At 72.9% G+C, this 21,656-nt stretch carries 21 protein-coding genes; 6 read left to right on the top strand and 15 right to left on the bottom strand.

Going from position 1 to position 21,656, the window contains the following annotated elements; all coding sequences use genetic code 11:
- Nucleotides 1–8 precede the first annotated feature (8 nt).
- Together ACGFMM_RS18415 and ACGFMM_RS18410 are read right to left on the bottom strand one after the other, a co-directional pair.
- Nucleotides 9–1,265 carry a sensor histidine kinase gene (locus ACGFMM_RS18415; RefSeq protein ID WP_393647397.1) on the bottom strand — a complete coding sequence of 419 codons (1,257 nt, stop codon included), beginning with the start codon at nt 1,263–1,265 and terminating at the stop codon, nt 9–11.
- 93 nt (nt 1,266–1,358) lie between these two features.
- Entirely contained in the window at nt 1,359–2,054 is a 696-nt protein-coding gene (locus ACGFMM_RS18410) for a TetR/AcrR family transcriptional regulator (RefSeq protein WP_393647396.1), read from the bottom strand.
- 164 nt (nt 2,055–2,218) lie between these two features.
- On the opposite strand from ACGFMM_RS18410, the gene ACGFMM_RS18405 reads away from it, so the two are divergent.
- The gene (locus ACGFMM_RS18405) at nt 2,219–2,671 is read left to right on the top strand and encodes a nitroreductase family deazaflavin-dependent oxidoreductase (protein WP_393647395.1); all 453 of its coding nucleotides are present in this window, start codon (nt 2,219–2,221) and stop codon (nt 2,669–2,671) included.
- A 114-nt stretch (nt 2,672–2,785) separates the two neighbouring features.
- On the opposite strand, the gene ACGFMM_RS18400 is transcribed toward ACGFMM_RS18405, so the two are convergent.
- Nucleotides 2,786–4,018, bottom strand: a complete 1,233-nt coding sequence (locus tag ACGFMM_RS18400; protein WP_393647575.1) for a geranylgeranyl reductase family protein — start codon at nt 4,016–4,018, stop codon at nt 2,786–2,788.
- A gap of 324 nt (nt 4,019–4,342) precedes the next feature.
- Between ACGFMM_RS18400 and ACGFMM_RS18395 the strand changes: the two genes are divergently transcribed.
- Together ACGFMM_RS18395 and ACGFMM_RS18390 are read left to right on the top strand one after the other, a co-directional pair.
- Nucleotides 4,343–5,707 carry a dipeptidase gene (locus tag ACGFMM_RS18395; protein WP_393647394.1) on the top strand — a complete coding sequence of 455 codons (1,365 nt, stop codon included), beginning with the start codon at nt 4,343–4,345 and terminating at the stop codon, nt 5,705–5,707.
- Nucleotides 5,708–5,779: 72 nt separating this feature from the next.
- Nucleotides 5,780–6,478: an MBL fold metallo-hydrolase gene (locus ACGFMM_RS18390; RefSeq protein ID WP_393647393.1), complete on the top strand. Its 699-nt coding sequence runs from the start codon at nt 5,780–5,782 to the stop codon at nt 6,476–6,478.
- A 4-nt stretch (nt 6,479–6,482) separates the two neighbouring features.
- Here ACGFMM_RS18390 and ACGFMM_RS18385 read toward each other — a convergent pair whose 3' ends face one another.
- A complete protein-coding gene (locus ACGFMM_RS18385; protein WP_393647392.1) occupies nt 6,483–7,523 on the bottom strand; it encodes an NUDIX domain-containing protein in 1,041 nt (346 codons plus the stop codon).
- Between the two features lie 162 nt (nt 7,524–7,685).
- Here ACGFMM_RS18385 and ACGFMM_RS18380 point away from each other — a divergent pair, with 162 nt between their 5' ends.
- Nucleotides 7,686–7,883, top strand: a complete 198-nt coding sequence (locus ACGFMM_RS18380) for a hypothetical protein (protein ID WP_393647391.1) — start codon at nt 7,686–7,688, stop codon at nt 7,881–7,883.
- 68 nt (nt 7,884–7,951) lie between these two features.
- Here the strand turns inward: ACGFMM_RS18380 and ACGFMM_RS18375 are convergent, their stop codons facing one another.
- Nucleotides 7,952–8,902 (bottom strand): ROK family protein, encoded by a 951-nt coding sequence (locus ACGFMM_RS18375; RefSeq protein ID WP_393647390.1) that lies wholly within the window; start codon nt 8,900–8,902, stop codon nt 7,952–7,954.
- Nucleotides 8,903–9,049: 147 nt separating this feature from the next.
- On the opposite strand from ACGFMM_RS18375, the gene ACGFMM_RS18370 reads away from it, so the two are divergent.
- Nucleotides 9,050–10,078 carry a LacI family DNA-binding transcriptional regulator gene (locus ACGFMM_RS18370; RefSeq protein ID WP_393647389.1) on the top strand — a complete coding sequence of 343 codons (1,029 nt, stop codon included), beginning with the start codon at nt 9,050–9,052 and terminating at the stop codon, nt 10,076–10,078.
- 7 nt (nt 10,079–10,085) lie between these two features.
- Here ACGFMM_RS18370 and ACGFMM_RS18365 read toward each other — a convergent pair whose 3' ends face one another.
- From ACGFMM_RS18365 to ACGFMM_RS18340, 6 genes are all read right to left on the bottom strand, one after another.
- Entirely contained in the window at nt 10,086–11,912 is a 1,827-nt protein-coding gene (locus ACGFMM_RS18365; protein WP_393647388.1) for a serine/threonine-protein kinase, read from the bottom strand.
- Nucleotides 11,913–12,014: 102 nt separating this feature from the next.
- A complete protein-coding gene (locus ACGFMM_RS18360) occupies nt 12,015–13,304 on the bottom strand; it encodes a DUF6986 family protein (protein WP_393647387.1) in 1,290 nt (429 codons plus the stop codon).
- Nucleotides 13,305–13,471: 167 nt separating this feature from the next.
- Nucleotides 13,472–14,434, bottom strand: coding sequence for an electron transfer flavoprotein subunit alpha/FixB family protein (locus ACGFMM_RS18355; protein WP_393647386.1), 963 nt, complete (start codon nt 14,432–14,434; stop codon nt 13,472–13,474).
- Nucleotides 14,435–14,490: 56 nt separating this feature from the next.
- The gene (locus tag ACGFMM_RS18350; RefSeq protein ID WP_393647385.1) at nt 14,491–15,276 is read right to left on the bottom strand and encodes an electron transfer flavoprotein subunit beta/FixA family protein; all 786 of its coding nucleotides are present in this window, start codon (nt 15,274–15,276) and stop codon (nt 14,491–14,493) included.
- 191 nt (nt 15,277–15,467) lie between these two features.
- Nucleotides 15,468–15,974 carry a flavin reductase family protein gene (locus ACGFMM_RS18345; protein WP_393647384.1) on the bottom strand — a complete coding sequence of 169 codons (507 nt, stop codon included), beginning with the start codon at nt 15,972–15,974 and terminating at the stop codon, nt 15,468–15,470.
- Between the two features lie 197 nt (nt 15,975–16,171).
- Complete coding sequence (locus ACGFMM_RS18340) at nt 16,172–16,495, bottom strand: TlpA family protein disulfide reductase (protein WP_393647383.1); 324 nt, start codon at nt 16,493–16,495, stop codon at nt 16,172–16,174.
- 246 nt (nt 16,496–16,741) lie between these two features.
- Between ACGFMM_RS18340 and ACGFMM_RS18335 the strand changes: the two genes are divergently transcribed.
- Nucleotides 16,742–17,464 (top strand): lysophospholipid acyltransferase family protein, encoded by a 723-nt coding sequence (locus ACGFMM_RS18335; RefSeq protein WP_393647382.1) that lies wholly within the window; start codon nt 16,742–16,744, stop codon nt 17,462–17,464.
- Nucleotides 17,465–17,503: 39 nt separating this feature from the next.
- Here ACGFMM_RS18335 and ACGFMM_RS18330 read toward each other — a convergent pair whose 3' ends face one another.
- The 4 genes from ACGFMM_RS18330 to ACGFMM_RS18315 all read right to left on the bottom strand — a co-directional run bounded on the left by ACGFMM_RS18330 (nt 17,504) and on the right by ACGFMM_RS18315 (nt 21,596).
- A complete protein-coding gene (locus ACGFMM_RS18330) occupies nt 17,504–18,190 on the bottom strand; it encodes a B3/4 domain-containing protein (protein ID WP_393647381.1) in 687 nt (228 codons plus the stop codon).
- A 123-nt stretch (nt 18,191–18,313) separates the two neighbouring features.
- Nucleotides 18,314–19,384, bottom strand: a complete 1,071-nt coding sequence (locus ACGFMM_RS18325) for a threonine aldolase family protein (protein WP_393647574.1) — start codon at nt 19,382–19,384, stop codon at nt 18,314–18,316.
- 8 nt (nt 19,385–19,392) lie between these two features.
- Nucleotides 19,393–20,154 carry an SDR family NAD(P)-dependent oxidoreductase gene (locus ACGFMM_RS18320; protein ID WP_393647573.1) on the bottom strand — a complete coding sequence of 254 codons (762 nt, stop codon included), beginning with the start codon at nt 20,152–20,154 and terminating at the stop codon, nt 19,393–19,395.
- Nucleotides 20,155–20,189: 35 nt separating this feature from the next.
- The gene (locus ACGFMM_RS18315) at nt 20,190–21,596 is read right to left on the bottom strand and encodes a DUF6421 family protein (RefSeq protein WP_393647380.1); all 1,407 of its coding nucleotides are present in this window, start codon (nt 21,594–21,596) and stop codon (nt 20,190–20,192) included.
- Nucleotides 21,597–21,656: the final 60 nt, after the last annotated feature.

The raw sequence follows: 21,656 nt of genomic DNA, 5'->3' as shown, positions 1-21,656 counted from the left end.
CTGCCGGATCACGGGGTCTCCTTCGGCCGCAGGGGGAGCGTGGCGCGCACCCGGAAGCCGCCGTCGGGCCGGGTGCCCGCGTCGATCGTGCCACCTAGGGCCGCCGCCCGTTCCCGCATTCCGGCCAGGCCGTTGCCGCTGCCGCCGGCGTCGTCGCCGGTGGCGGGGCCGTCGTCGTCGATCTGCAGCCGCAGCGCGTCGGGGCGCTGCTCGACACGGACCCGTGCGGTGCGGGAACCGGAGTGGCGGACGACGTTCGTCAGCGCCTCCTGGACGATCCGGAACGCCGCGAGGTCGGCGCCGGGCGGGACGGGGGCCGGGTCGCCGGTGCGGGTGACCGCGACGGTGAGTCCGGCGGCCGCGGCCTGTTCGACGAGTTCGGGGAGCCGGTCGAGGCCGGGGGCGGGGGCGCGCGGGGCGTCGCCGAAATCAAAGGGGGCTGCGCGCAGCGCATCGTTGGAAGGGTGGTGGCGGGAGACGGGAGGGCGGAGCGAGTCCAGGACCTGGCGGACCTCGCCGAGGGCCTCCTTGCTGGCGGCCTTGATGGTGGTGAGCGCGGTGCGGGCCTGCTCCGGGTCGCCGTCGAGGAGCGCGAGGCCGACGCCGGCCTGCACGTTGATGACGGACAGGGAGTGCGCGAGGACGTCGTGGAGTTCGCGGGCGATGCGCAGCCGTTCCTCGTCGGCGCGGCGGCGCTCGGCGGCGGCGCGCTCGACGCGCTGCTGCGCCCACTGCTCGCGGCGGACCCTGACGAGTTCGGAGGCGGCGAGGATCGCCACCACGAAGCCGGCGACGGGGAGTTCCTGGCCCCAGGGGGCCGGGCCGTCGCCGGCGGGCGGCAGATGGCGGTAGAGCCAGTGGCCGGCGAGAACGTGGCCGAGCCAGAGCAGGCCGAGCGCCCACCAGGCGGCGCGCCGGTGCCCGTGCACGATCGCCGCGTAGCAGGCGACGGCGACCGTGACGAAGACCGGGCCGTACGGGTAGCCGGCGGCGAGGTACGCCAGCGCGGTGGCGGCCACGCCGAAGACCACGGGGACGGGCCTGCGGTGCCGGAACAGCAGCAGCGCCGGTCCGGCGAGCAGCAGGATCCGGGAGTACGCGTCGAGGGGCTGCCGGTCGAGCTGGTTGCGGGCGGCGAAGCCGCTGCCGACGAGGACGAACACGGCGATCAGCAGGGTGGACCGCCAGGGCAGCCCGCCGCCGGGCTCCGCCTCGGCCCAGTGGCGCAGCCACGGCGGGCCGGCGGTGCGGTGCTCAGTGTCCATACGGCCACGCTAGACGCGGCGGGCGGGCGGTGGCGTCCGCCGCGCGTCGTGACCGCCCGTACTCCCGGAGGAGTACGGGCGGGCCGGGGCCCGTCAGCGACGCGGCAGCAGGCCGGCCTCGCGGCCGAGGCGGGCGGCGACGTCGTCGAAGAAGGCGTCGCGGTCCTCGACGATCCGGTGGAACTGGCCGAACACCTCGAAGGAGATCGTCCCGAAGAGCTGCGCCCACACGGCGACCAGGGTGACGACGACGGCGGGCGGCAGATCGGTGGCGAGGTCGGCGGCGAGCCGCTCGGCCTCGGGGCGCAGCCGGTCGTCGAGGGGCGGCAGGGAGACGCGGTCGGTGGTGTAGGCGTCGCGGAGGATCCCGATCAGGACGAGGCCGACGCGGGACGCCGGGCCGATGGTGTCCTGCGGGGCGCTGTAGCCGGGGACCGGTGAGCCGTAGATGAGTGCGTACTCGTGGGGGTGGGCGAGGGCCCAGGCGCGGACGGCGCGGCAGACGGCGGTCCAGCGGGCGGGGTGGTCGGTCTTCGGGGCGGCGGCGAGGGCGGTCTCGGCGGCCTCGCCGACGGCGTCGTACGCGTCGACGATCAGGGCGGTCAGGAGGTCGTCGCGGCTGGGGAAGTAGCGGTAGAGGGCGGAGGAGACCATGCCGACCTCGCGGGCGACGGCGCGCAGGGACAGTTTGGCGGCGCCGTCGGCGGCGAGCTGGCGGCGGGCCTCGTCCTTGATGGTCGCGGTGATCTCGGCGCGTGCCCGGGCGCGGGCTCCTTGGACGCTGGTCATCGGGCTCCTTGAACGCTGGTCATGGGGTCAGTCTGCCATTGAATCGGAGCACTGCACACAAACGAGAGCACTGCTCTTGCTTCGGAGCGCCGATCCGTGCACACTGTTCTCAAGCGAGAGCAGCGCTCTCGAATAGAAGCACCGATCTCGACAGGGAGCACCCGATGAACTCCGCGCCGTACTACCTCCAGGGCAGCCCGATGGCCATCCGCCTCAACCGCGTCGTCGGCTGGCTCGCCCGCCACGGCGTCAGCCTGCTCGGCTCCGCGGAACTCTCCGTCCGTGGCCGCAAGAGCGGCCAGATGCAGCGCATCCCCGTCAACCCGCACTCCCACAGCGGCGCCCAGTACCTCGTCTCCGCCCGCGGCCACTCCCAGTGGGTGCGCAACATGCGGGTCGCCGGCGGCGGCGAACTGCGGGTCGGCCGCAAGGTCCGGACCTTCTCCGCCGTCGAGATCCCGGACGCCGAGAAGCTCCAGGTGCTCCGCAGCTACCTGGAGAAGTGGGGCTGGGAGGTCAACCAGTACTTCAAGGGCGTGACCGCGCGGTCCACCGACGAGGAGATCCTCGCCGCCGCCCCCGACCACCCCGTCTTCCGCATCACCACGACCGGATGAACCCCGCGGCCCCGCCCCCGGCGTCCGCCGTCCGGCCATACGACAGCGGCGGCCCGCCCGGGTTCAGAACCCGCAACGGACCGCCGCCGCACCACCGCCGAAGCCTCCGGCCCGTCAGGACTCCTCGTCCGCCTCCGGCCGCTGCGTCACGCCCCTGCTCGGCCCGGGGCCGCCTGCCAGCCGACGGTCCAGCAGGTCCAGGGTGCGGCGCGCCACACCGTTCGTCCGGACGATGCCGGCGAGCGAGGTGACCCCGCGGGTGATGTCCGCGAACGCGTGCCAGGCCGGCCGCAGTCCGGTGATCGTCGCGTGCAGCAGCCCCGGCCGGCGCTCGAACATGGCGAGCATCCGCCGCCCGACGGCCATCTCCACACCGAGCCCGGCCTTGATCGCGAAGGCGTAGTTCAGCGCCTGCCGCCGGGCGTCCACCGCGTCGCCCGCCTCGGCGATCCGGACCGCCCACTCCCCCGCCAGCCGGCCCGAGCGCAGCGCGTACGAGATGCCCTCGCGCGTCCACGGCTCCAGCAGGCCCGCCGCGTCGCCGCAGACCAGGACGCGGCCCCGGGACAGCGGCGAGTCGTCACTGCGACAGCGCGTCAGGTGCCCGGACGAGATCTCCGGCTCGAAGCCCGCGAGCCCGAGCCGGGCCACGAAGTCCTCCAGATACCGCTTGGTGGCGGCGCCCTCGCCGCGCGCCGAGATCACGCCCACGGTCAGCGTGTCGCCCTTGGGGAACACCCAGCCGTAACTCCCGGGCATCGGGCCCCAGTCGATGAGCACCCGGCCCTTCCAGTCCTCGGCCACGGTGGCCGGCACTGGGATCTCCGCCTCCAGGCCCAGGTCGACCTGATCGAGCTTCACCCCGACATGGGCTCCTATCCGGCCCGCGCTGCCGTCCGCGCCGACGACCGCGCGCGCCAGTACCGTCTCGCCGTCGGCGAGCACCACCGCGACCGTGCGGCGGTCCGGCACCGCCGGTCCGTGCTGCTCGACCCGGGCGACGGCCGCGCCGGTGCGCAGCTCCGCGCCGGCCTTCTGCGCCTGCTCGACCAGGCCGGCGTCGAACTCCGGCCGGTTGATCAGCCCGAACAGCATGCGGCGGGACCTGCGGGTGCGGGCGAAGCGGCCGTTCATCGAGAAGGTGACCGCGTGCACCCGGTCCTGCAGGGGCAGTTCGAACCCGGGCGGGAGCGCGTCGCGGGACGGGCCGATGATGCCGCCGCCGCAGGTCTTGTACCGGGGCAGTTCCGCCTTCTCCAGGAGCAGCACGCGCCGCCCGGCGACGGCGGCCGCGTACGCCGCCGAGGCCCCGGCGGGGCCGGCTCCCACCACGACGACGTCCCACACGCCCTCGGGCGCGCCCGGACGCTCGGCCTCCGCGCCGGTACCGGGCTCCGTGACGGGGTCCGTGTCGGGCCCGGTCGCCTCCGGGTCGCCCGCCCGGACGCCGTCCGCCGCGGACTGCGCCGCGCCCGCCTCTGCCGCTCCGGCGTCTGCGTTCTCGCTGCTCACGATGTGCTTCTGCTCCTGATCCGACCGGTGGTGCCTGCTCTTCTCGGCATCCTACGGCGCGGCCTTCGAGAGGCCGCGCCGTAGGATCGGCCATGCGTTCGCCGTACAACCGAAACGGCGTTCGTCCTCTCTAACGTCGCACCCACCAGGAGCGTGCCCATGACCGCCCATCCGATCGCCGAGACCGTGGCTTCCCTCATGCCCCGTGCCAAGACGGAGCTCGCGGAGCTGGTGGCCTTCCAGTCGGTGGCGGACGAGGCCGTGGCCCCGCGCAGCGAGTGCGAGGCCGCCGCCAACTGGGTGGCCGACGCGCTGCACGCGGAGGAGTTCCAGGACGTGACGCTGCTCGACACGCCGGACGGCACGCAGTCCGTGTACGGCGTGCTGCCCGGTCCCGCCGGCGCGCCGACGGTCCTTCTGTACGCCCACTACGACGTGCAGCCGCAGCTGGACGAGTCGGCGTGGATCTCCCCGGCGTTCGAGCTGACGGAGCGCGACGGCCGCTGGTACGGCCGCGGCGCGGCCGACTGCAAGGGCGGCTTCATCATGCACCTGCTCGCGCTGCGCGCCCTGAAGGCCAACGGCGGCGTGCCGGTGACGGTGAAGGTGATCGTCGAGGGCTCCGAGGAGCAGGGCACCGGCGGCCTGGAGCGGTACGCCGAGGCGCACCCGGAGCTGCTGACCGCGGACGCGATCGTGATCGGCGACACCGGCAACTTCCGGGTGGGCCTGCCGACGGTCACCGCCACGCTGCGCGGCATGACGATGGTCCGGGTCCAGATCGACACCCTGGAGGGCAATCTGCACTCGGGTCAGTTCGGCGGCGCCGCGCCGGACGCGCTGGCCGCGCTGATCCGCGTCCTGGACTCGCTGCGCGCCGAGGACGGCTCCACGGTCATCGACGGGCTGCCCTCGAACGCGGTCTGGGACGGGGTGCAGTACCCGGAGGAGGACTTCCGCAAGGACGCGCGTGTCCTGGACGGCGTGCGCCTGCCGGGCGAGGGCACCGTGGCGGACCGCATCTGGGCCCGCCCGGCCGTCACCGTCGTCGGCATCGACTGCCACCCGGTCGCCGGCGCCACGCCGTCGATCCCGCGGACCGCGCGCGCCCAGATCAGCCTGCGGGTGCCGCCCGGCCAGGACGCCGGCGAGGCGACGAAGCTGCTGTTCGCGCACATGGAGAAGAACGTGCCGTGGAACGCGCGGGTCTCCTTCGAGCAGATCGGCCAGGGCCAGCCCTTCCGCGCGGACATCAGCAGCCCGGCGTACACCTCGATGGCCGAGGCGATGCGGCTGGCGTACCCGGGCGAGGAGATGCAGGCGTCCGGCATGGGCGGCTCGATCCCGCTCTGCAACACGCTGGCCGCGCTGTACCCGGAGGCGGAGATCCTGCTGATCGGCCTGAGCGAGCCGGAGGCGCAGATCCACGCGGTGAACGAGTCGGTGTCGCCGCAGGAGCTGGAGCGGCTGTCGGTCGCCGAGGCCCACTTCCTGCTCAACTACGCCCGCTCCAAGCAGAACTGATCAGCCCTCGGCGGAATCGGCCGTGAGCAGAGAAACATGCGGCGGACGTACGCGGATCCGTACGTTCGCCGCATGGACCTCACCGTCGAACTCACCGAGATCACGCCCCGGCTCCACCAGCTGGACTTCTCCATCGGCCAGGCCTTTCTCTGGCGCGACGACGAGGAGTTGACGCTGATCGACGCCGGCTGGACGGGCGCCGCCGACGCGGTGGAGGCGGCGATCCGTTCCACCGGCGCCGACCCGGCCCGGCTGCGCCGCATCGTGCTCACCCACGCCCACCGCGACCACGTGGGCTGCGCCCAGGAACTGGCGGACCGGTACGGCGCGTCGATCCTCGCCCACCGCCTGGACGCACCGGTGGTGCGCGGCGAGGCCCCGGTGCCCGACCCGGTCCTACTGGACTGGGAGCGCCCGCTGTACGAGCGCGGGCTCACCGTCCCCGTCGCGCCGCCGACCCGGGTGGACCGGGAACTGGAGGACGGCGACGAACTGGGCTTCGGCGACGGGGCGTTCGCCGTGCACACCCCGGGGCACACGGACGGTTCGATCGCCGTCCATCTGCCGCGGCACGGCGTGCTGTTCACCGGTGACACGGTGGCCGCGGTCCAGGGGGTGACGCTCGGCGTGTTCCACACGGACCGGGAGCAGGCCCGCGCCTCGATGCGTCGGCTCGCCGAACTCGCCCCCTCGGTGGTGTGCTTCGGCCACGGCGTACCCCTGACGGAGAACGCCGCGGCCGTCCTGAAAGCGGCGGCGGAGGCGGCCTGAGCCGTCAGCCGACCGGGACGCCGCCCTCCAGGTTGAGCACGGTGCCGCGCTCGCGGGCGCGCAGCGCCCAGCGGAGCCGCTGGTAGCGGACCGGGGGCAGCAGTTCGGCGGCCTCGGCCTCGGTGACGAAGCGCCAGCCGCGCAGTTCGGCCCCGGGCAGCAGGAGGTCGGCGGCGGCCGCGGCGGGCAGCGTCCCGCCGTCGAAGAGGAAGCGGAGTCCGCCGTACCCCGGGGGCCGGGGCTGCTCCCAGTCGACCACGAGCAGTCCCGGCAGGGCGTCGAGCCGCAGCCCGAGCTCCTCGGCGACCTCCCGGACCCCGGCGCGGGCGGGCGACTCGCCGGCCTCGACGACGCCGCCGGGGAACTCCCAGCCGGCCTTGTAGGTGGGGTCGACGAGCAGCACGCGGTCCTGCTCGTCGAAGAGCAGCACCCCGGAGGCCACGGTCTCGCCGGTGGGCTCGGGCGTCTGCACGATCCCGCAGGGCCGGGCGGCGCCGTTGCGGAGCGCCTCGGCGACGGCCTCGGCGGTGGCGGCGGGCGTGAGGCGGGAGTTGTCGACGGCGTGCGCGTCCTCGCCGAGCCAGCCGTCCAGCGCGGCGAGGTACGCGTCGATGTGGTCGTACCCCCAGTTCCGGACCCGCTCGCTGCCCTCCGGATCGTCGGCGAACTCCACGCGGCCGGCTATCCGCCCCCGCAGGATCGTTTCGTCAGGTGCGAGCAGCACATGCCGGACCTCTATGCGACGGGCCGCCAGACCGCCGAAGATCTCGTCCCGGTACTCCTGCCGGAGCAGGGTCATCGGGACGACGAGCGTGCCGCCGACCTCGGCGAGCAGGGCGGCGGCGGTGTCGACGACCATGCGCCGCCAGATCGGCAGGTCCTGGAAGTCGTCGACCTCGGCGAGGCGCTTCGGCGGCAGCACGTGCCGCAGGCCGAAGCCGGTGAGTTCGGGGTCGTACAAGGTGCTGTGCGGGATCAGCTCGAGCAGTTCGCGCGCGGTGCTGGTCTTGCCCGCGCTGAACGTTCCGTTGATCCAGACGATCACAGTGCCCCCTCTGTGTAGGCCCCTCGGTGGGTTGCCTCCACCACCCTGCCACGACGGACGCCGGGGTGTGAGTCGTCTCACGGCCCGAACCGCGCGGCCCGCCGAGGCGTGACACTTCGCAACGGAGCCTCGTTGATCGGGCAATGACAAGGGGGTGCGGACATGCGCACGGTGTTGGAACGGTTTCCCGCAGGCGGCCCGCGGGGCAGCTGGCCGGCCGAGGAGTACGCGCGGGCGCGACGGGACGAGGGCCTGCCGGCCCAGGTCGTGATGGACCTCGACTCGGACGCCTTCCTCGTGGTCGTCCCCCCGCAGCCGACGGGGGAACGGCAGTCGGGGGCGGAACCGGCGGCGGCCTGAGGGCGGGCGGAACAGGCGGCAGCGGCGGCCTGAGCCGTACGCGTGTCAGGCCACCGTCTTCTGGTGCGTCAGGCCGCCGGCTTCTCGCGCGTCAGTGGGCCCGAGGCGGCCGCGGCGGCGCCGAGGAGACCCGCGTCCGTGCCCGTGCTGGCCGGGACCACGGTGAGGCCGCGGGCGAAGGACAGCGTGGCGTACGCGCGCAGGCTGCGCCGCAGCGGCGCGAACAGCACCTCGCCCGCCCCGGCCACGCCCCCGCCCACCACGGCGATGTCCAGCTCGACGAGGTGCGCCGTGGCGGCGATCCCCGCGGCGAGGGCGCGCGCCGCCCGCTCGAAGGATGCCAGCGCGATCGGGTCGCCGGCCCGGGCCGCGGCGGCGACCGCGGCGGCGGAGACGTCGCCGTCGGGGCCTGGCCGCCAGCCGGCGTCGAGAGCGCGCCGGGCGAGGTGCGGACCGCTGGCGATGCGCTCGACGCAGCCGCGCGCCCCGCAGGCGCAGACCTCGCCGTCCAGGTCGACGCTGACGTGCCCGATGTGACCGGCGTTCCCCGTGGGTCCGGTGTGGAGCCGACCGTCGAGGACGAGTCCGCCGCCGACGCCCGTGGAGACCACCAGGCAGAGGGCGTTGTCGTGGCCGCGCGCGGCGCCCAGCCAGTGCTCGGCCGCGGTCATGGCGACGCCGTCGCCGACGAGAGTGACGGGACGGCCGTCGACGATGCGGCGTACCCGCTCGACCAGCGGATAGTCCCGCCAGCCGGGGATGTTGACGGGGCTGACGGCGCCGCGCGCCGCGTCCACGGGTCCGGCGCTGCCGATGCCGACCGCCCGGACCGACGCCCAGAGCGGCCCGGCGGCGAGCTCCGCGAGGACCTCCTCGACGGCGCGCATCACCGTTTCGCCCTCCTCCCGCGCCGGCGTGGGGCGCTGCGCCCGGAGGAGGATTCCGCCGCCTCCGTCCACGAGCGCGCCGGCGATCTTGGTGCCGCCGATGTCGAGAGCGGCGACAAGCTCGGTGTGCATGGGTACGGGATCTCCGGGGAAGACGGGGTGGATGGGGGGTCGAGATCCATTTTCCCCGCCTCTGACAACGTTGTCCAGGGCCTATGCTCGACAACATCTCCGCCTGGAGCGAGAAACACCGGACCGAGAAAAGAGGAACAGCGCACCGTGGCCGACACCACCCGTCGCTCCCACCATCGCTACGGCATCCGGCCCACCATGAAGGACGTGGCCGCGCGCGCCGGGGTGGGGCTCAAGACGGTCTCCCGGGTGGTCAACGGGGAGCCGGGAGTCACCGCCGACACCGAGCGCCGGGTGCAGGAGGCCATCGACTCGCTGGGCTTCCGCCGCAACGACAGCGCCCGGGTGCTCCGCAAGGGCCGTACCGCCTCGATCGGCCTGGTCCTGGAGGACTTGGCGGACCCGTTCTACGGACCGCTCAGCCGCGCCGTGGAGGAGGTCGCCCGGACCCACGGCGCACTGCTGATCAACGGTTCCAGCGCGGAGGACCCCGACCGCGAGCAGGAGTTGGCGCTCGCGCTGTGCGCCCGGCGGGTGGACGGTCTCATCGTGATCCCGGCCGGCTCCGACCACCGTTATCTGGAGCCCGAGATCCGCGCCGGCGTCGCCACCGTGTTCGTGGACCGTCCGGCCGGCGGCATCGAGGCGGACACCGTGCTCTCGGACAACTTCGGCGGCGCGCGCGAGGGCGTGGCCCATCTGATCGCCCACGGCCACCGCCGTATCGGCTTCCTCGGCGACCGGCCGAGCATCCACACCGCGGCCGAGCGGCTGCGTGGCTACCGCGCGGCGATGGACGACGCGGACCTGCCCGTGGACGAGGCGTGGGTCTCCCTCGGTCCCACCGATCCCGGCCCCGTCCGCTCCGCCGTCACGGCGATGCTGGCCGGCCCGGTGCCGGTGACGGCCCTCTTCGCCGGAAACAACCGTGTGACCGTCACCGTCGTCCGCGTCCTCGCCGAACACCCGGCGCCGGTGGCCCTGGTCGGCTTCGACGACATCGAACTCGCCGATCTGCTCGGCATCACGGTCGTCGCCCAGGACGCCGCCGCCCTGGGCCGTACCGCCGCCCAACGGCTCTTCCTCCGCCTGGACGGCGCGGAGGAGCCGTCGGCCCGCATCGAGCTGAGGCCCACACTGATCCCGCGCGGCACGGGCGAGATCCCGCCCGCGTGACGCCGCCTCAGCAGATGCGGAGACCGGGGATCGGGCTGTCGTTGTCGCCGCCCTTGATGTAGACGACGCTGAAGTACACGTTGGTGTTGCCGCTGTCGTCGTCGGTACGGGCCCACCAGACGTTGGTCCACTTGCCGTAGGTCTCGCGGCGGCCCAGATCGACCTGACAGTAGAAGTAGTTGGTGCCGGCGTTGAGGACGCCCATCTCGCCGCCGTCGTGACGGTAGGTCTTCTCGGTGCGCCAGACGGTGCAGTTGTACTTACCGCCCCCGATGGAGGTGCAGGCCGGCGCGGGCTGCGGGTCCGTGCCGCCGCCGCCCGTCGTGGTCGAACCGCCGCCGGTGTCGCCACCGGTGTCGCCGCCCCCTCCGCTACTGGCCGTCGCGCCGCCGTCGGCGCCGCCGCCTCCGGTGGAGCGGCCGCCCGTGTCGCCGACGCCGCCCGGCTTGGGGGCCTGGGAGCCGGGCTTGCTCGGGGTGGGCTTCGCGGAGTCCCTGGGCGCGCCCTTGGAGGGCTTGCCGGACGGGGCGGCGCTCGCGGGCGCGTCCGAGCCGCCGGGGTCGAGCGCCCGGCCGGGCTCGGCGCCGGGCCCGGTGGGCTCCGCCTCGCTGCCGGCCAGCTGCTCCTTCCGCTCGCCGGAGTCGCGCTGGACCAGCGTGTACGTGATGCCGCCGCCGCCCACCCGCCCGGCGGCGACGGCCGCGGCGACCGGCGCCGCGGCGCGCTTCCGGCGAACCGGATCGGGCCGCGGCCCCCGCGGCGCCGTGACGTGCTGCGCACCGACGGGCCCGGCGGGCGGACCGGCCGGCGCGCCGCCCTGTACACCGGCGTGCGGTCCGGCCTGCGAGGCGTACGGCCCCGGAGGCGGGAAACCCGCCGCGGCCGGCGGCAGCGCGGGCCCGAAGCCCGCCGGCGGACGCTGCGCCGTGTCGACCTCCGTCGGCACCGGCGCGGGTCCCGCCGTCGGCGCCGGCGGCGGGACGGCGTCGGCCGGTCCCCGGTCCTCCGCCGCCGCGATGAGCAGCCGCGCCGCCGTCCGGGCGTCGGGGCGCTCGGCGGGGTCCTTGTGCATGAGCTGCCGCAGCACCGGCGCCAGGGCGCCCGCCCGGCGCGGCTCCGGCAGCGGTTCGACCACGATGGCGTTGAGCGTCGACCAGGTCGAGGTACGCCGGAACGGCGAGGCGCCTTCGAGCGCCGCGTACAGCGTCGCGCCGACCGCCCAGACGTCGGAGGCGGGTCCGGGCTGCTGCCCCTGGGCCCGCTCGGGCGCGAGGAAGTCGAGGGAGCCGACGATCTCGCCGCTGCGGGTGAGCTGGGTGGCGGCGCCGTCACCCGGGTCGTCCATGGCGGCGATGCCGAAGTCGGTGAGGACGACTCGTCCGCCGCTGTCGAGCAGGATGTTGCCCGGCTTGACGTCGCGGTGGAGCACGCCGGCGTCGTGGGCGGCGGCCAGCGCCTCCAGGACCGCCGCACCGATCCTCGCCGCCTCCCGGGGCTCCAGCCCGCCGCGCTCGGTCAGCACGTCGGCGAGCGAGGGGCCGTCGATCAGCTCCATGACGATGACGGGCCGGCCCTCGTGGTCGGCGACGTCGTGCACGGCGACGACCCCGGGGTGGCGGACGCGGGCGGCGGCGCGCGCCTCGCGCTGCATCCGCAGGTGCAGGTCGGCCAGTTCCTGGCCGGACGAGTCGTTGTAGGTGCGCAGTTCCTTGACGGCCACCTCGCGGCCGAGGACCTCGTCGACGGCGCGCCACACCACGCCCATGCCGCCGCGGCCCAGTTGCCGCACCACCCGGTAGCGGCCCGCGAGCCGCTGGTTCTCCCCCGAAGACACCGATGCCCCGTTCTCTGTCGCGTGCGTGGAAACGCGTACAGATTACGGGGCCGGTGTGACGGGACCGTCCGGGTGAGGCGTGCCGTTACGCGGCCGTTGCCATCACTGGGCGGTGGCCGTCAGGTCGCCGCGCCGCGGGGCGGCGAAGCGGTCGAGGTCGGCGCGGGTCATACCGGTGAGGGCGTCGACCTCGGCGGTGTCGAGGGCGCCGCAGTCGATGCCGCGCAGCAGGTACGAGCTGAGGGCCTTGGCGGTGGCGGGCTCGTCCATGACGTCGCCGCCGGCGTGGTTGGCGTACGCGGAGAGGCGCTTGGCGGCGGCCTCGAAGCCCTCGCGGTAGAACGCGAAGACGGCGGCGTACCGGGTGGGGATGTGGCCCGGGTGCATGTCCCAGCCCTGGTAGTAGGCGCGGGCCAGGGCGCGGCGGGTGAGGCCGTAGTGCAGCTTCCAGGCCTCGTGGACGTGGGCGGTGGAGCCGACCGGGAGGACGTTGGTGGAGCCGTCGGAGACGCGTACGCCGGTGCCGGCGGCGGCGACCTGCATGATCGCCTTGGCGTGGTCGGCGGCCGGGTGGTCGCTGGCCTGGTAGGCGGCGGAGACGCCGAGGCAGGCGCTGTAGTCGAAGGTGCCGTAGTGCAGGCCGGTGGCGCGGCCCTCGGCGGCGTCGATCATGCGGGCGACGGCGGCGGTGCCGTCGGCGGCGAGGATGGACTGGCTGGTCTCGATCTGGATCTCGAAGCCGAGCCGGCCGGCGTCGAGGCCGTGGGCCTTCTCGAAGGCCTCCAGGAGGCGGACGAAGGCGGAGACCTGCTCGGGGTAGGTGACCTTGGGGAGGGTGAGGACGAGCCCGTCGGGCAGGCCGCCGTGCTCCATCAGGCCGGTGAGGAAGACGTCCGTGGTGCGGATGCCGCGGTCGCGCACGGCGGCCTCCATGCACTTCATTCGGATGCCCATGTACGGGGCGGCGGTGCCCTGCGCGAATGCCTCGCTGATCAGGCGGGCGGCGCGGGCGGCGTCGGCGTCCTCGTCGGCGCCGGCGTAGCCGTCCTCGAAGTCGACGCGCAGGTCCTCGATGGGCTCGCGCTCCAGCTTGGCGCGGACGCGGCCGTAGACGTCCTCGGCGAGGTCGTCGGAGAGGCCGAGGACACCGGCGAAGGTGGCGGCGTCGGGGGCGTGCTCGTCGAGCGCGGCGAGCGCCTGGTCGCCCCAGGAGCGGATGGTGTCGGCGGCGAAGACGTTGCCCGGTACGTAGACCGTGTGGACGGGCTGGCGGGTGCCGGGGTCTCCGGGGTAGCGCCGGTCGAGCTCGGCGTCCACCGTGGCGAGGGAGGCGCTGATGCCCTCGCTGACCGCGCCGGCGAGGCTCGTCGACACCTTCTCCTGCTGACCCATCCTGCATCCTCCTGTTTTCCGCTTCACGGAATCAACAATCCGTATAGCGAAGTTAGTAGCCTGCCGGGACCTGCGTCAATGGTTGCCCGAAACGGCCGGGGGCCGCGCGGCGATATCCACCACGCGGCCCCCGGGCCGTACAGAACAGCAGGTCAGCCCTGCGAGGCTCAGCCCTTGCGGGTCTTGACCTCTTCGGTGAGCTGCGGGACGACGTCGAAGAGGTCGCCCACGACGCCGTAGTCGACGAGCTCGAAGATGGGCGCCTCGGCGTCCTTGTTGATCGCGACGATCGTCTTCGAGGTCTGCATGCCGGCACGGTGCTGGATCGCGCCGGAGATGCCGGAGGCGATGTACAGCTGCGGCGACACGGACTTGCCGGTCTGGCCGACCTGGTTGGAGTGCGGGTACCAGCCGGCGTCCACCGCGGCGCGGGAGGCGCCGACGGCCGCGCCGAGCGAGTCGGCGAGGGCCTCGATGATCGCGAAGTTCTCGGCGCCGTTGACGCCGCGGCCGCCGGAGACCACGATCGCGGCCTCGGTCAGCTCCGGGCGGCCGGTCGACGCGCGCGGGGTGCGCGAGGTGACCTTGGTGCCGGTGGCCAGCTCGCCGAACGTCACGGACAGGGCCTCGACGGCGCCGGCGGCCGGGGCGGCCTCGACCGGGGCGGAGTTCGGCTTGACCGTGATGACCGGGGTGCCCTTGGAGACGCGGGACTTGGTGGTGAAGGAGGCGGCGAACGCGGACTGCGTCGCGACCGGGCCCTCGTCACCGGCCTCCAGGTCCACGGCGTCGGTGATGATGCCGGAGCCGATGCGGACCGCGAGACGGGCGGCGATCTCCTTGCCCTCGGCGGAGGACGGGACGAGCACGGCGGCCGGGGAGACGGCGTCGTACGCGGCCTGGAGGGCGTCGACCTTCGGGACGACCAGGTAGTCGGCGAACTCCGGGGCGTCGGCGGTCAGGACACGGGTGGCGCCGTGCTCGCCGAGGACGGCGGCGGTGTCGGCGGCGCCGTTGCCGAGCGCGACCGCGACCGGCTCGCCGATGCGGCGGGCGAGCGTCAGCAGCTCCAGGGTGGGCTTGCGGACGGCTCCGTCGACGTGGTCGACGTAGACGAGAATCTCAGCCATGGGACTTCAATCTCCTGCGAACGAAAAGGGGCGGACGGAACGGCTCTGCGCGAGCCCTAGATGAACTTCTGGCTCGCGAGGAACTCGGCCAGCTGCTTGCCGCCCTCGCCTTCGTCCTTGACGATCGTGCCCGCGGTGCGCGCCGGACGCTCGGCGGCGGAGTCGACCGCGGTCCAGGCGCCCTCGAGGCCGACCTCGTCGGCGTCGATCTCGAGGTCGTCGAGCTCCAGGGACTCCACCGGCTTCTTCTTGGCGGCCATGATGCCCTTGAAGGACGGGTAGCGGGCCTCGCCCGACTGGTCCGTCACCGACACGACGGCCGGGAGGGACGCCTCCAGCTGCTCCGACGCGGTGTCGCCGTCGCGGCGGCCGGTGACCTTGCCGTCCTCGACCTTGACCTCGGAGAGCAGGGTGACCTGCGGGACGCCCAGGCGCTCGGCCAGGATCGCGGGCAGGACGCCCATGGTGCCGTCGGTGGACGCCATGCCGGCGATGACGACGTCGTAGCCGACCTTCTCGATCGCCTTGGCGAGCACCAGCGAGGTGCCCATGACGTCCGAGCCGTGCAGGTCGTCGTCCTCGACGTGGACGGCCTTGTCGGCGCCCATGGACAGCGCCTTGCGCAGCGCGTCCTTGGCGTCCTCGGGGCCGACGGTGAGCACGGTGACCTCGGCCTCGTCCGCCTCTTCGGCGATCTGCAGCGCCTGCTCGACCGCGTACTCGTCGAGCTCCGACAGCAGGCCGTCGACCTCGTCGCGGTCGACCGTCAGGTCGTCGGCGAACTTCCGGTCGCCGGTGGCGTCCGGCACGTACTTCACACAGACAACGATCCTCAAGCTCACGCCGGCTCTCCTACTGCATCGTCATTACTGAGCTGCCTTGTCTATGGGCAGCATAGGCGCCTGAAGGGCGGGTTTTCCGGTCGGGGCGCCTGACGCCCCGGACGGGATATTACTCGCCAGTACACCCAGTTCGTTACCACTGAGCAAGCGCTCAGGCGTGTGACCTTGCCAACGCGGCGCGGCGGGAACGCTCAGTCGCGCAGCGCGTTGAAGCGGCCCTGGTGATAGAGGAGCGGGCGGCCCTCGCCCCGCGGGTCGCCGTCGACGACCTCGGCGAGGACGATCCGGTGGTCGCCGGCCGGGACCTTCGCCACGACCCGGGCCACCATCCACGCCAGGACGCCGTCGAGCAGGGGCACGCCCTCCGGGCCGGTGCGCCAGCTCGTCGGCGGCGCGAAGCGGTCGGCGCCGCTGCGGGCGAAGGTGGCGGCGAGTCCGGCCTGGTGCTCGCCGAGTATGTGCACGCCGATGTGCCCGGCCTCGGACAGGACGGGCCAGCTGGAGGAGCCGGTGCCCACCCCGAAGGAGATCAACGCGGGTTCCGCGGAAACGGAGTTGAGGGAGGTGGCGGTGAAGCCGACGGGGCGATCCCCGTGGGCGGTGACGACCGCGACGCCGGCGGCGTGCTGCCGGAAGACGGAGCGGAGAAGATCGGAGCTGGCCTGCCGACTGGTGCGGAGCTCGGGCGAAACCGTCATCGAGTTGTCCTTCTGCGGGGGAGACGTACGGGGCCTGGGGTTACCGGACACCCGGACAGCGCGCGCTCGCGTTGCGGGCCAGGTCGACGTGGGCCCGCCCGTGGAGAAGGAGTTCTGGAGGCAGCACGTCGTCAGACTGACGATCGTTGCCGTGCACAGTCAAGTGGGGCCCGGCATGTGGGAGACATGTCACGCCGTCAGACCGCGCGACCGAGCGCCGCGATGACGTCGGCCTTCCGCGGCTGCCCCGACGCCCGCCGGACGATCCGGCCGGCGCGGTCGAGCACCAGCACGGTGGGGGTCCGCTCGATCCCGAGCTCGCGAACGAGGTCCAGCCGCTCCTCCGCGTCGATCTCGACATGGCCCACACCCTCGACCATGGCGGCCACCTCGGCGAGGGTGCGCCGGGTGGCCCGGCACGGCTGGCAGAAGGCGGTGGAGAACTGCACAAGAGTCGCCCGCTCCCCCAGCTCCACGCCCAGCCGGTCGCCGCCGAGTATCACTCCCGACCCGTCCTCCATCGGTGTCGTCCCCGCTTCCGCTGCCGCTCCGGCGCCCTTCGCCGCTCCCTGGGTGCAGCGTCCCACGCGGCCGTTCGATTCCCGCCACGACCACCGGGCGTGACGAGAATCTCCCCGTACGAAGTCGTCAGGACTGGTCACGGGGGCCCACATGGGGCACGATCTGCCCCAAAGCCGAAAACCTACGGCTGCGTAACTTTCGCCGGGAGAACCCTCCCCAGGCATTCGAGAAGGGGTTCCTCCCAGATGGCAGAGCTCGTCTATCGGCCGGTCATCGGTGCCGCACTCACGATGTTCAAGGCACTGGACCTGAAGATCGACACCCAGGGTTCCGAGAACATCCCGCGCACCGGGGGCGCGGTGCTCGTGAGCAACCACATCAGCTATCTGGACTTCATCTTCACGGGTCTGGCCGCGCTGCCGCAGAAGCGGCTGGTGCGGTTCATGGCAAAGGACTCCGTGTTCAAGCACAAGATCTCCGGCCCCCTGATGCGCGGCATGAAGCACATCCCGGTGGACCGCTCCCAGGGCGAGCACGCGTACCAGCACGCGCTGGAGTCGCTGAAGAAGGGCGAGATCGTCGGCGTCTTCCCCGAGGCGACCATCTCCCAGTCGTTCACCCTGAAGAGCTTCAAGTCGGGCGCGGCGCGCCTGGCTCAGGAGGCCGGGGTGCCGCTGATCCCGATGGCGCTGTGGGGCACCCAGCGGGTGTGGACCAAGGGCCGGCCGCGGAACTTCAAGCGCAGCCACATCCCGGTGACGATCCGGGTCGGCGAACCGGTGCAGGCCCCCGCCGACCAGTACGCCGGGGCCATCACCCGGCGGCTGCGCGAGCACGTCCAGGAGCTCCTGGAGGCGGCGCAGCGGGCGTACCCGGTGCGCACGAAGGACGCGACGGACACCTGGTGGATCCCGGCGCACCTCGGCGGCACCGCTCCGACCCCGGAAGAGGTCAAGGACCGCGGCTGACCGCGGCCGCACGGAACCTCCCCCGGGACCGGCGGGAGGTCACTGAGGGCTGTGCACGGTGATCCGCGCCCCCGGGTTCAGCTTCTCCAGCGACTCGGCCAGCTCGGCGCCCGCGGCGACCAGTTCGTCCACGGTCATCGGCGCCAGCGACTCCAGCAGGAAGACCGCGTTCTCGGTGGCGTCGTCGATCCGCGTGCGCGGACCCTGGCGCCAGTTCCAGCGGCGGCAGGTGACGCCCTCGTCGTCGCACCAGACGATCTCGCCGGTGTCCGGGTGCTCGACGGTCTGCTCGCCGCCGGCTGTGGTCACGAACGGCTCGTCGCCGGCCGCCCGGATCAGCCGCATGTCGCCCTTGATGCGGTCGAGGTCCTCGCCGCCGGCCGGGATCAGATGGGCCACGCTGATCGCGTTGTAGGCGTCGACGAGCCGGTTGATCCGGGGCAGTCCCCCGTCCGCGAGCGCCCGCCGGGCGAGCGCCTCGGCGGAGTTGCGGGTACGGGAGGGCTTGGCGCCGAAGGCACTGTACGCGGCGCGCCAGGCGGCGACGTGCGGGTCCTGGTCGGGCGAACGGCCGTCGAGCCGCTCGGCGAGCCGGCGTGCGGCGGCGTCGAGCAGGGCCGAACTGGCGTCGTCGCTCGGCCCGTTGACGAGTCCGCGCGCCTCGATGGCGAGATGGGTGAAGCCGGGGACGAGGGTGCGCACCTCGTCGGAGACGATGAATCGCATACGGTGCAGCTTACAGGACTGCACGGTCCAATCCATTGGACTGAATCTCTGGATCTCCGGCGATGAGAACGGCCCGCCGGAGTCGGTGTCGACTCCGGCGGGCCGCCGTTCGTTCGCTCGGCCTCAGCCGCGCGCCATCTCTTCCTTCAGCGCCTGGAGGAACGCGTCCACGTCGTCCTCGCGGGTGTCGTAGGAGCACATCCAGCGGACGTCGCCCGCCGCCTCGTCCCAGAAGTAGAAGCGGAACCGCTGCTGGAGCCGTCGGCTGACCTCGTGCGGCAGCCGGGCGAAGACCGCGTTGGCCTGCACCGGGTAGAGGATCTCCACCCCGTCGACCTCGCGCACGCCGGCCGCGAGCCGCTGCGCCATCGCGTTGGCGTGCCGTGCGTTGCGCAGCCACAGGTCCTTGGCGAGCAGCGCCTCCAACTGCACCGACACGAATCGCATCTTGGAGGCGAGCTGCATGGACAGCTTGCGCAGGTGCTTCATGTGGCTGACCGCGTCCGGGTTGAGGACGACGACCGCCTCGCCGAACATCATGCCGTTCTTGGTGCCGCCGTACGAGATCACGTCCACGCCGACCGCGTTGGTGAACGCCCGCATCGGCACGTCCAGGGAGGCGGCCGCGTTGGCTATCCGGGCCCCGTCGAGGTGCACCTTCATGCCCTTGCCGTGGGCGTGCTCGACGATGGTGCGGATCTCCTCCACCGTGTAGAGGGTGCCCAGTTCGGTGTTCTGGGTGATCGAGACGACCTGCGGCATCGCCCGGTGCTCGTCCTCCCAGCCCCAGGCCTGCCGGTCGATCAGCTCGGGGGTGAGCTTGCCGTCCGGGGTGGGCACGGTGAGCAGCTTGAGGCCGCCCATCCGCTCCGGGGCGCCGCCCTCGTCCACGTTGATGTGGGCGGTCTCGGCGCAGATCACCGCGCCCCAGCGGTCGGTCATCGCCTGTAGGGCGGTGACGTTCGCGCCGGTGCCGTTGAAGACCGGGAAGGCCTCGGCGGTCGGGCCGAAGTGGCTGTGGATGATCCGCTGGAGGTGGTCGGTGTACTCGTCCTCGCCGTAGGAGACCTGGTGGCCGCCGTTGGCGAGGGCGATGGCCGCGAGGACCTCCGGGTGGACGCCGGCGTAATTGTCGCTGGCGAAGCCCCGGACCGACGGGTCGTGGTGACGACGCGCGTCGGTCTTCGGGGCGATGCCGCCGGTCACGGCTTGGGGGTCAGCCACAGACGCTGTCCATTCACTTCGGAGGCGGGCTGGTCCCAGAGCCCGGCGATGGCGGTGGCCAGTTCCTTGACGTCCGTGAAGCCCGCGAACTTCGCATTGGGGCGCTCCGCGCGCATCGCGTCGTGCACCAGTGCCTTGATCACCAGGATCGCAGCGGCCGCGTGCGGCTCGGCGTCGCCCCCCGCCTTGCGGAAGGAGTCCGCCATGGCGAGCGTCCAGGCCTCGGCCGCGGCCTTGCCGGCGTTGTACGCGGCGTTGGTGGCCACCGGCTTGTGCGCGCCGGACTGGCTGACCAGCACGTAGCGACCGCGGTCGCTGCGCAGCAGCGGGTCGTGGAACGCCAGGGAGGTGTGCTGGACGGTGCGGATGAGGAGCCGCTCCAGGAAGTCCCAGTCCCTGATGTCGGTCTCGGTGAAGGAGGGCGCGCCGCGCCAGCCGCCGACGAGGTGGACCAGGCCGTCGACCCGGCCGAACTCCTTCTCGGTCTTGGCGGCCCACTCCTTGGTGGCCTCCAGGTCGAGCAGGTCGACCGTGTCGCCGGTGACCGTGGCGCCGCCGTGCGCGTACCGGGCGGCGTCGACCGCCTCCGCGAGCCGCGCCGGGTCGGCGTCGGACGCCACGACCGTGGCGCCGGCCTCCGCGAGGCGCAGCAGGGCGGCCCGGCCGGCCGGGCCTGCCGCGCCGGCGACCGCGACCACCGCGCCGTCGAGCGGTCCGCCGTTTCCATTGCCGTTCGTCATGGGCGACGCCTCCTCCGTGTCCTCCGTGCGAGAGCTCACGCGGCAGCCTGCTCGGACCCCGCAGCGCTCTTGGCAGTGATCCCCTTCGTGGCGGCGATCACACCCTTGAGCTTCTTGGAAAGGGCCTCATAGAACATGCTGAGCGGAAACTCGTCCGGAAGCACGTCGTCGACGAGCTTGCGCGGCGGCTGGGTCAAGTCCAGGGCGTCGGGGCCCTTGGCCCACTTCGAGCCGGGGTGCGGGGCGAGGTAGGTGGAGACCAGGTCGTACGCGGCGAACCAGTGGACCAGCTTCGGGCGGTCGATGCCGTCGCGGTACAGCTGCTCGATGTCGGCGCAGAGCTGGTTGGTGATCTCGGGGGCGCGCTGCCAGTCGATCTTCAGCTTGTTGTCGGTCCAGCGGACGACGTCGTGCTTGTGGAGGTACGCGAAGAGCAGCTGGCCGCCGAGGCCGTCGTAGTTGCGGTTGCGGTCGCCGGAGACCGGGAAGCGGAACATCCGGTCGAAGAGCACCGCGTACTGGACGTCACGGCCGTGCTCGTTGCCCTCGGCCTCGAGCTTCACGGCCTCCTTGAAGGCGGTGAGGTCGCAGCGCAGCTCCTCCAGGCCGTACATCCAGAACGGCTGGCGCTGCTTGATCATGAACGGGTCGAACGGCAGGTCGCCGTGGCTGTGGGTGCGGTCGTGGACCATGTCCCACAGGACGAAGGCCTTCTCGCAGCGCTCCTGGTCCTCGACCATGGCGGCGATGTCCTCGGGCAGCTCGATGCCCAGGATGTCGACGGAGGCCTCGGTGACCTTGCGGAAGCGGGCGGCCTCGCGGTCGCAGAAGATGCCGCCCCAGGTGAAGCGCTCGGGGGCCTCGCGGACGGCGATGGTCTCGGGGAAGAGGACGGCCGAGTTGGTGTCGTACCCGGCGGTGAAGTCCTCGAAGGTGATGCCGCAGAACAGCGGGTTGTCGTAGCGGGTGGCCTCCAGGTCGGAGAGCCACTCCGGCCACACCATACGCAGCACGACCGCCTCGAGGTTGCGGTCCGGGTTGCCGTTCTGGGTGTACATCGGGAAGAGCACGAGGTGCTGCAGTCCGTCGACGCGGCGGGCCGCCGGGTGGAACTCCATCAGCGAGTCCAGGAAGTCCGGCACGTCGAAGCCCTGCCCGGCCCACTTGCGCAGGTCGGCGACGAGGGCGCGGTGGTACGCGGCGCCGTGCGGGAGCAGCGGGGAGAGCGTCTCGACGGAGGCGACGACGCGCGCGAGGGTCTCCTCGACGTGGGCACGGGAGGGGGCGCCCTCGGCCTCGAAGTCGATCGAGCCGTCCGTCGACTGCCAGGGGCGGATCTGCTCCACGGCCTTCTTGAGCTCCGGCCAGGCAGGGTGCTCGACCACACGCTCGCCGGTCGCTATGCCCCCGCTGATCGCGTCCTGCACAAGAATTTCCGTCATGCCTCTTCCTCCACAGGAGAACCTCGTGTCAAAACACCGTAACCAACCGAGGTTCTTTGA

Source organism: Streptomyces sp. NPDC048604 (assembly GCF_043199435.1).
Classification (GTDB): Bacteria; Actinomycetota; Actinomycetes; order Streptomycetales; family Streptomycetaceae; genus Streptomyces.
This window is presented reverse-complemented; position numbering and strand designations above follow the sequence as displayed.

What these genes read in the sequence shown, in the direction of transcription:
- ACGFMM_RS18375 (WP_393647390.1), bottom strand. Translation starts at nt 8,902, where the DNA reads ATGCACACCGAGCTTGTCGCCGCTCTCGACATCGGCGGCACCAAGATC.
- ACGFMM_RS18320 (WP_393647573.1), bottom strand. Translation starts at nt 20,154, where the DNA reads ATGACGAACGGCAATGGAAACGGCGGACCGCTCGACGGCGCGGTGGTC.
- ACGFMM_RS18395 (WP_393647394.1), top strand. Translation starts at nt 4,343, where the DNA reads ATGACCGCCCATCCGATCGCCGAGACCGTGGCTTCCCTCATGCCCCGT.
- ACGFMM_RS18360 (WP_393647387.1), bottom strand. Translation starts at nt 13,304, where the DNA reads ATGGGTCAGCAGGAGAAGGTGTCGACGAGCCTCGCCGGCGCGGTCAGC.
- ACGFMM_RS18415 (WP_393647397.1), bottom strand. Translation starts at nt 1,265, where the DNA reads ATGGACACTGAGCACCGCACCGCCGGCCCGCCGTGGCTGCGCCACTGG.
- ACGFMM_RS18390 (WP_393647393.1), top strand. Translation starts at nt 5,780, where the DNA reads ATGGACCTCACCGTCGAACTCACCGAGATCACGCCCCGGCTCCACCAG.
- ACGFMM_RS18345 (WP_393647384.1), bottom strand. Translation starts at nt 15,974, where the DNA reads ATGACGGTTTCGCCCGAGCTCCGCACCAGTCGGCAGGCCAGCTCCGAT.
- ACGFMM_RS18340 (WP_393647383.1), bottom strand. Translation starts at nt 16,495, where the DNA reads ATGGAGGACGGGTCGGGAGTGATACTCGGCGGCGACCGGCTGGGCGTG.
- ACGFMM_RS18410 (WP_393647396.1), bottom strand. Translation starts at nt 2,054, where the DNA reads ATGACCAGCGTCCAAGGAGCCCGCGCCCGGGCACGCGCCGAGATCACC.
- ACGFMM_RS18315 (WP_393647380.1), bottom strand. Translation starts at nt 21,596, where the DNA reads ATGACGGAAATTCTTGTGCAGGACGCGATCAGCGGGGGCATAGCGACC.
- ACGFMM_RS18405 (WP_393647395.1), top strand. Translation starts at nt 2,219, where the DNA reads ATGAACTCCGCGCCGTACTACCTCCAGGGCAGCCCGATGGCCATCCGC.
- ACGFMM_RS18335 (WP_393647382.1), top strand. Translation starts at nt 16,742, where the DNA reads ATGGCAGAGCTCGTCTATCGGCCGGTCATCGGTGCCGCACTCACGATG.
- ACGFMM_RS18330 (WP_393647381.1), bottom strand. Translation starts at nt 18,190, where the DNA reads ATGCGATTCATCGTCTCCGACGAGGTGCGCACCCTCGTCCCCGGCTTC.
- ACGFMM_RS18355 (WP_393647386.1), bottom strand. Translation starts at nt 14,434, where the DNA reads ATGGCTGAGATTCTCGTCTACGTCGACCACGTCGACGGAGCCGTCCGC.
- ACGFMM_RS18380 (WP_393647391.1), top strand. Translation starts at nt 7,686, where the DNA reads ATGCGCACGGTGTTGGAACGGTTTCCCGCAGGCGGCCCGCGGGGCAGC.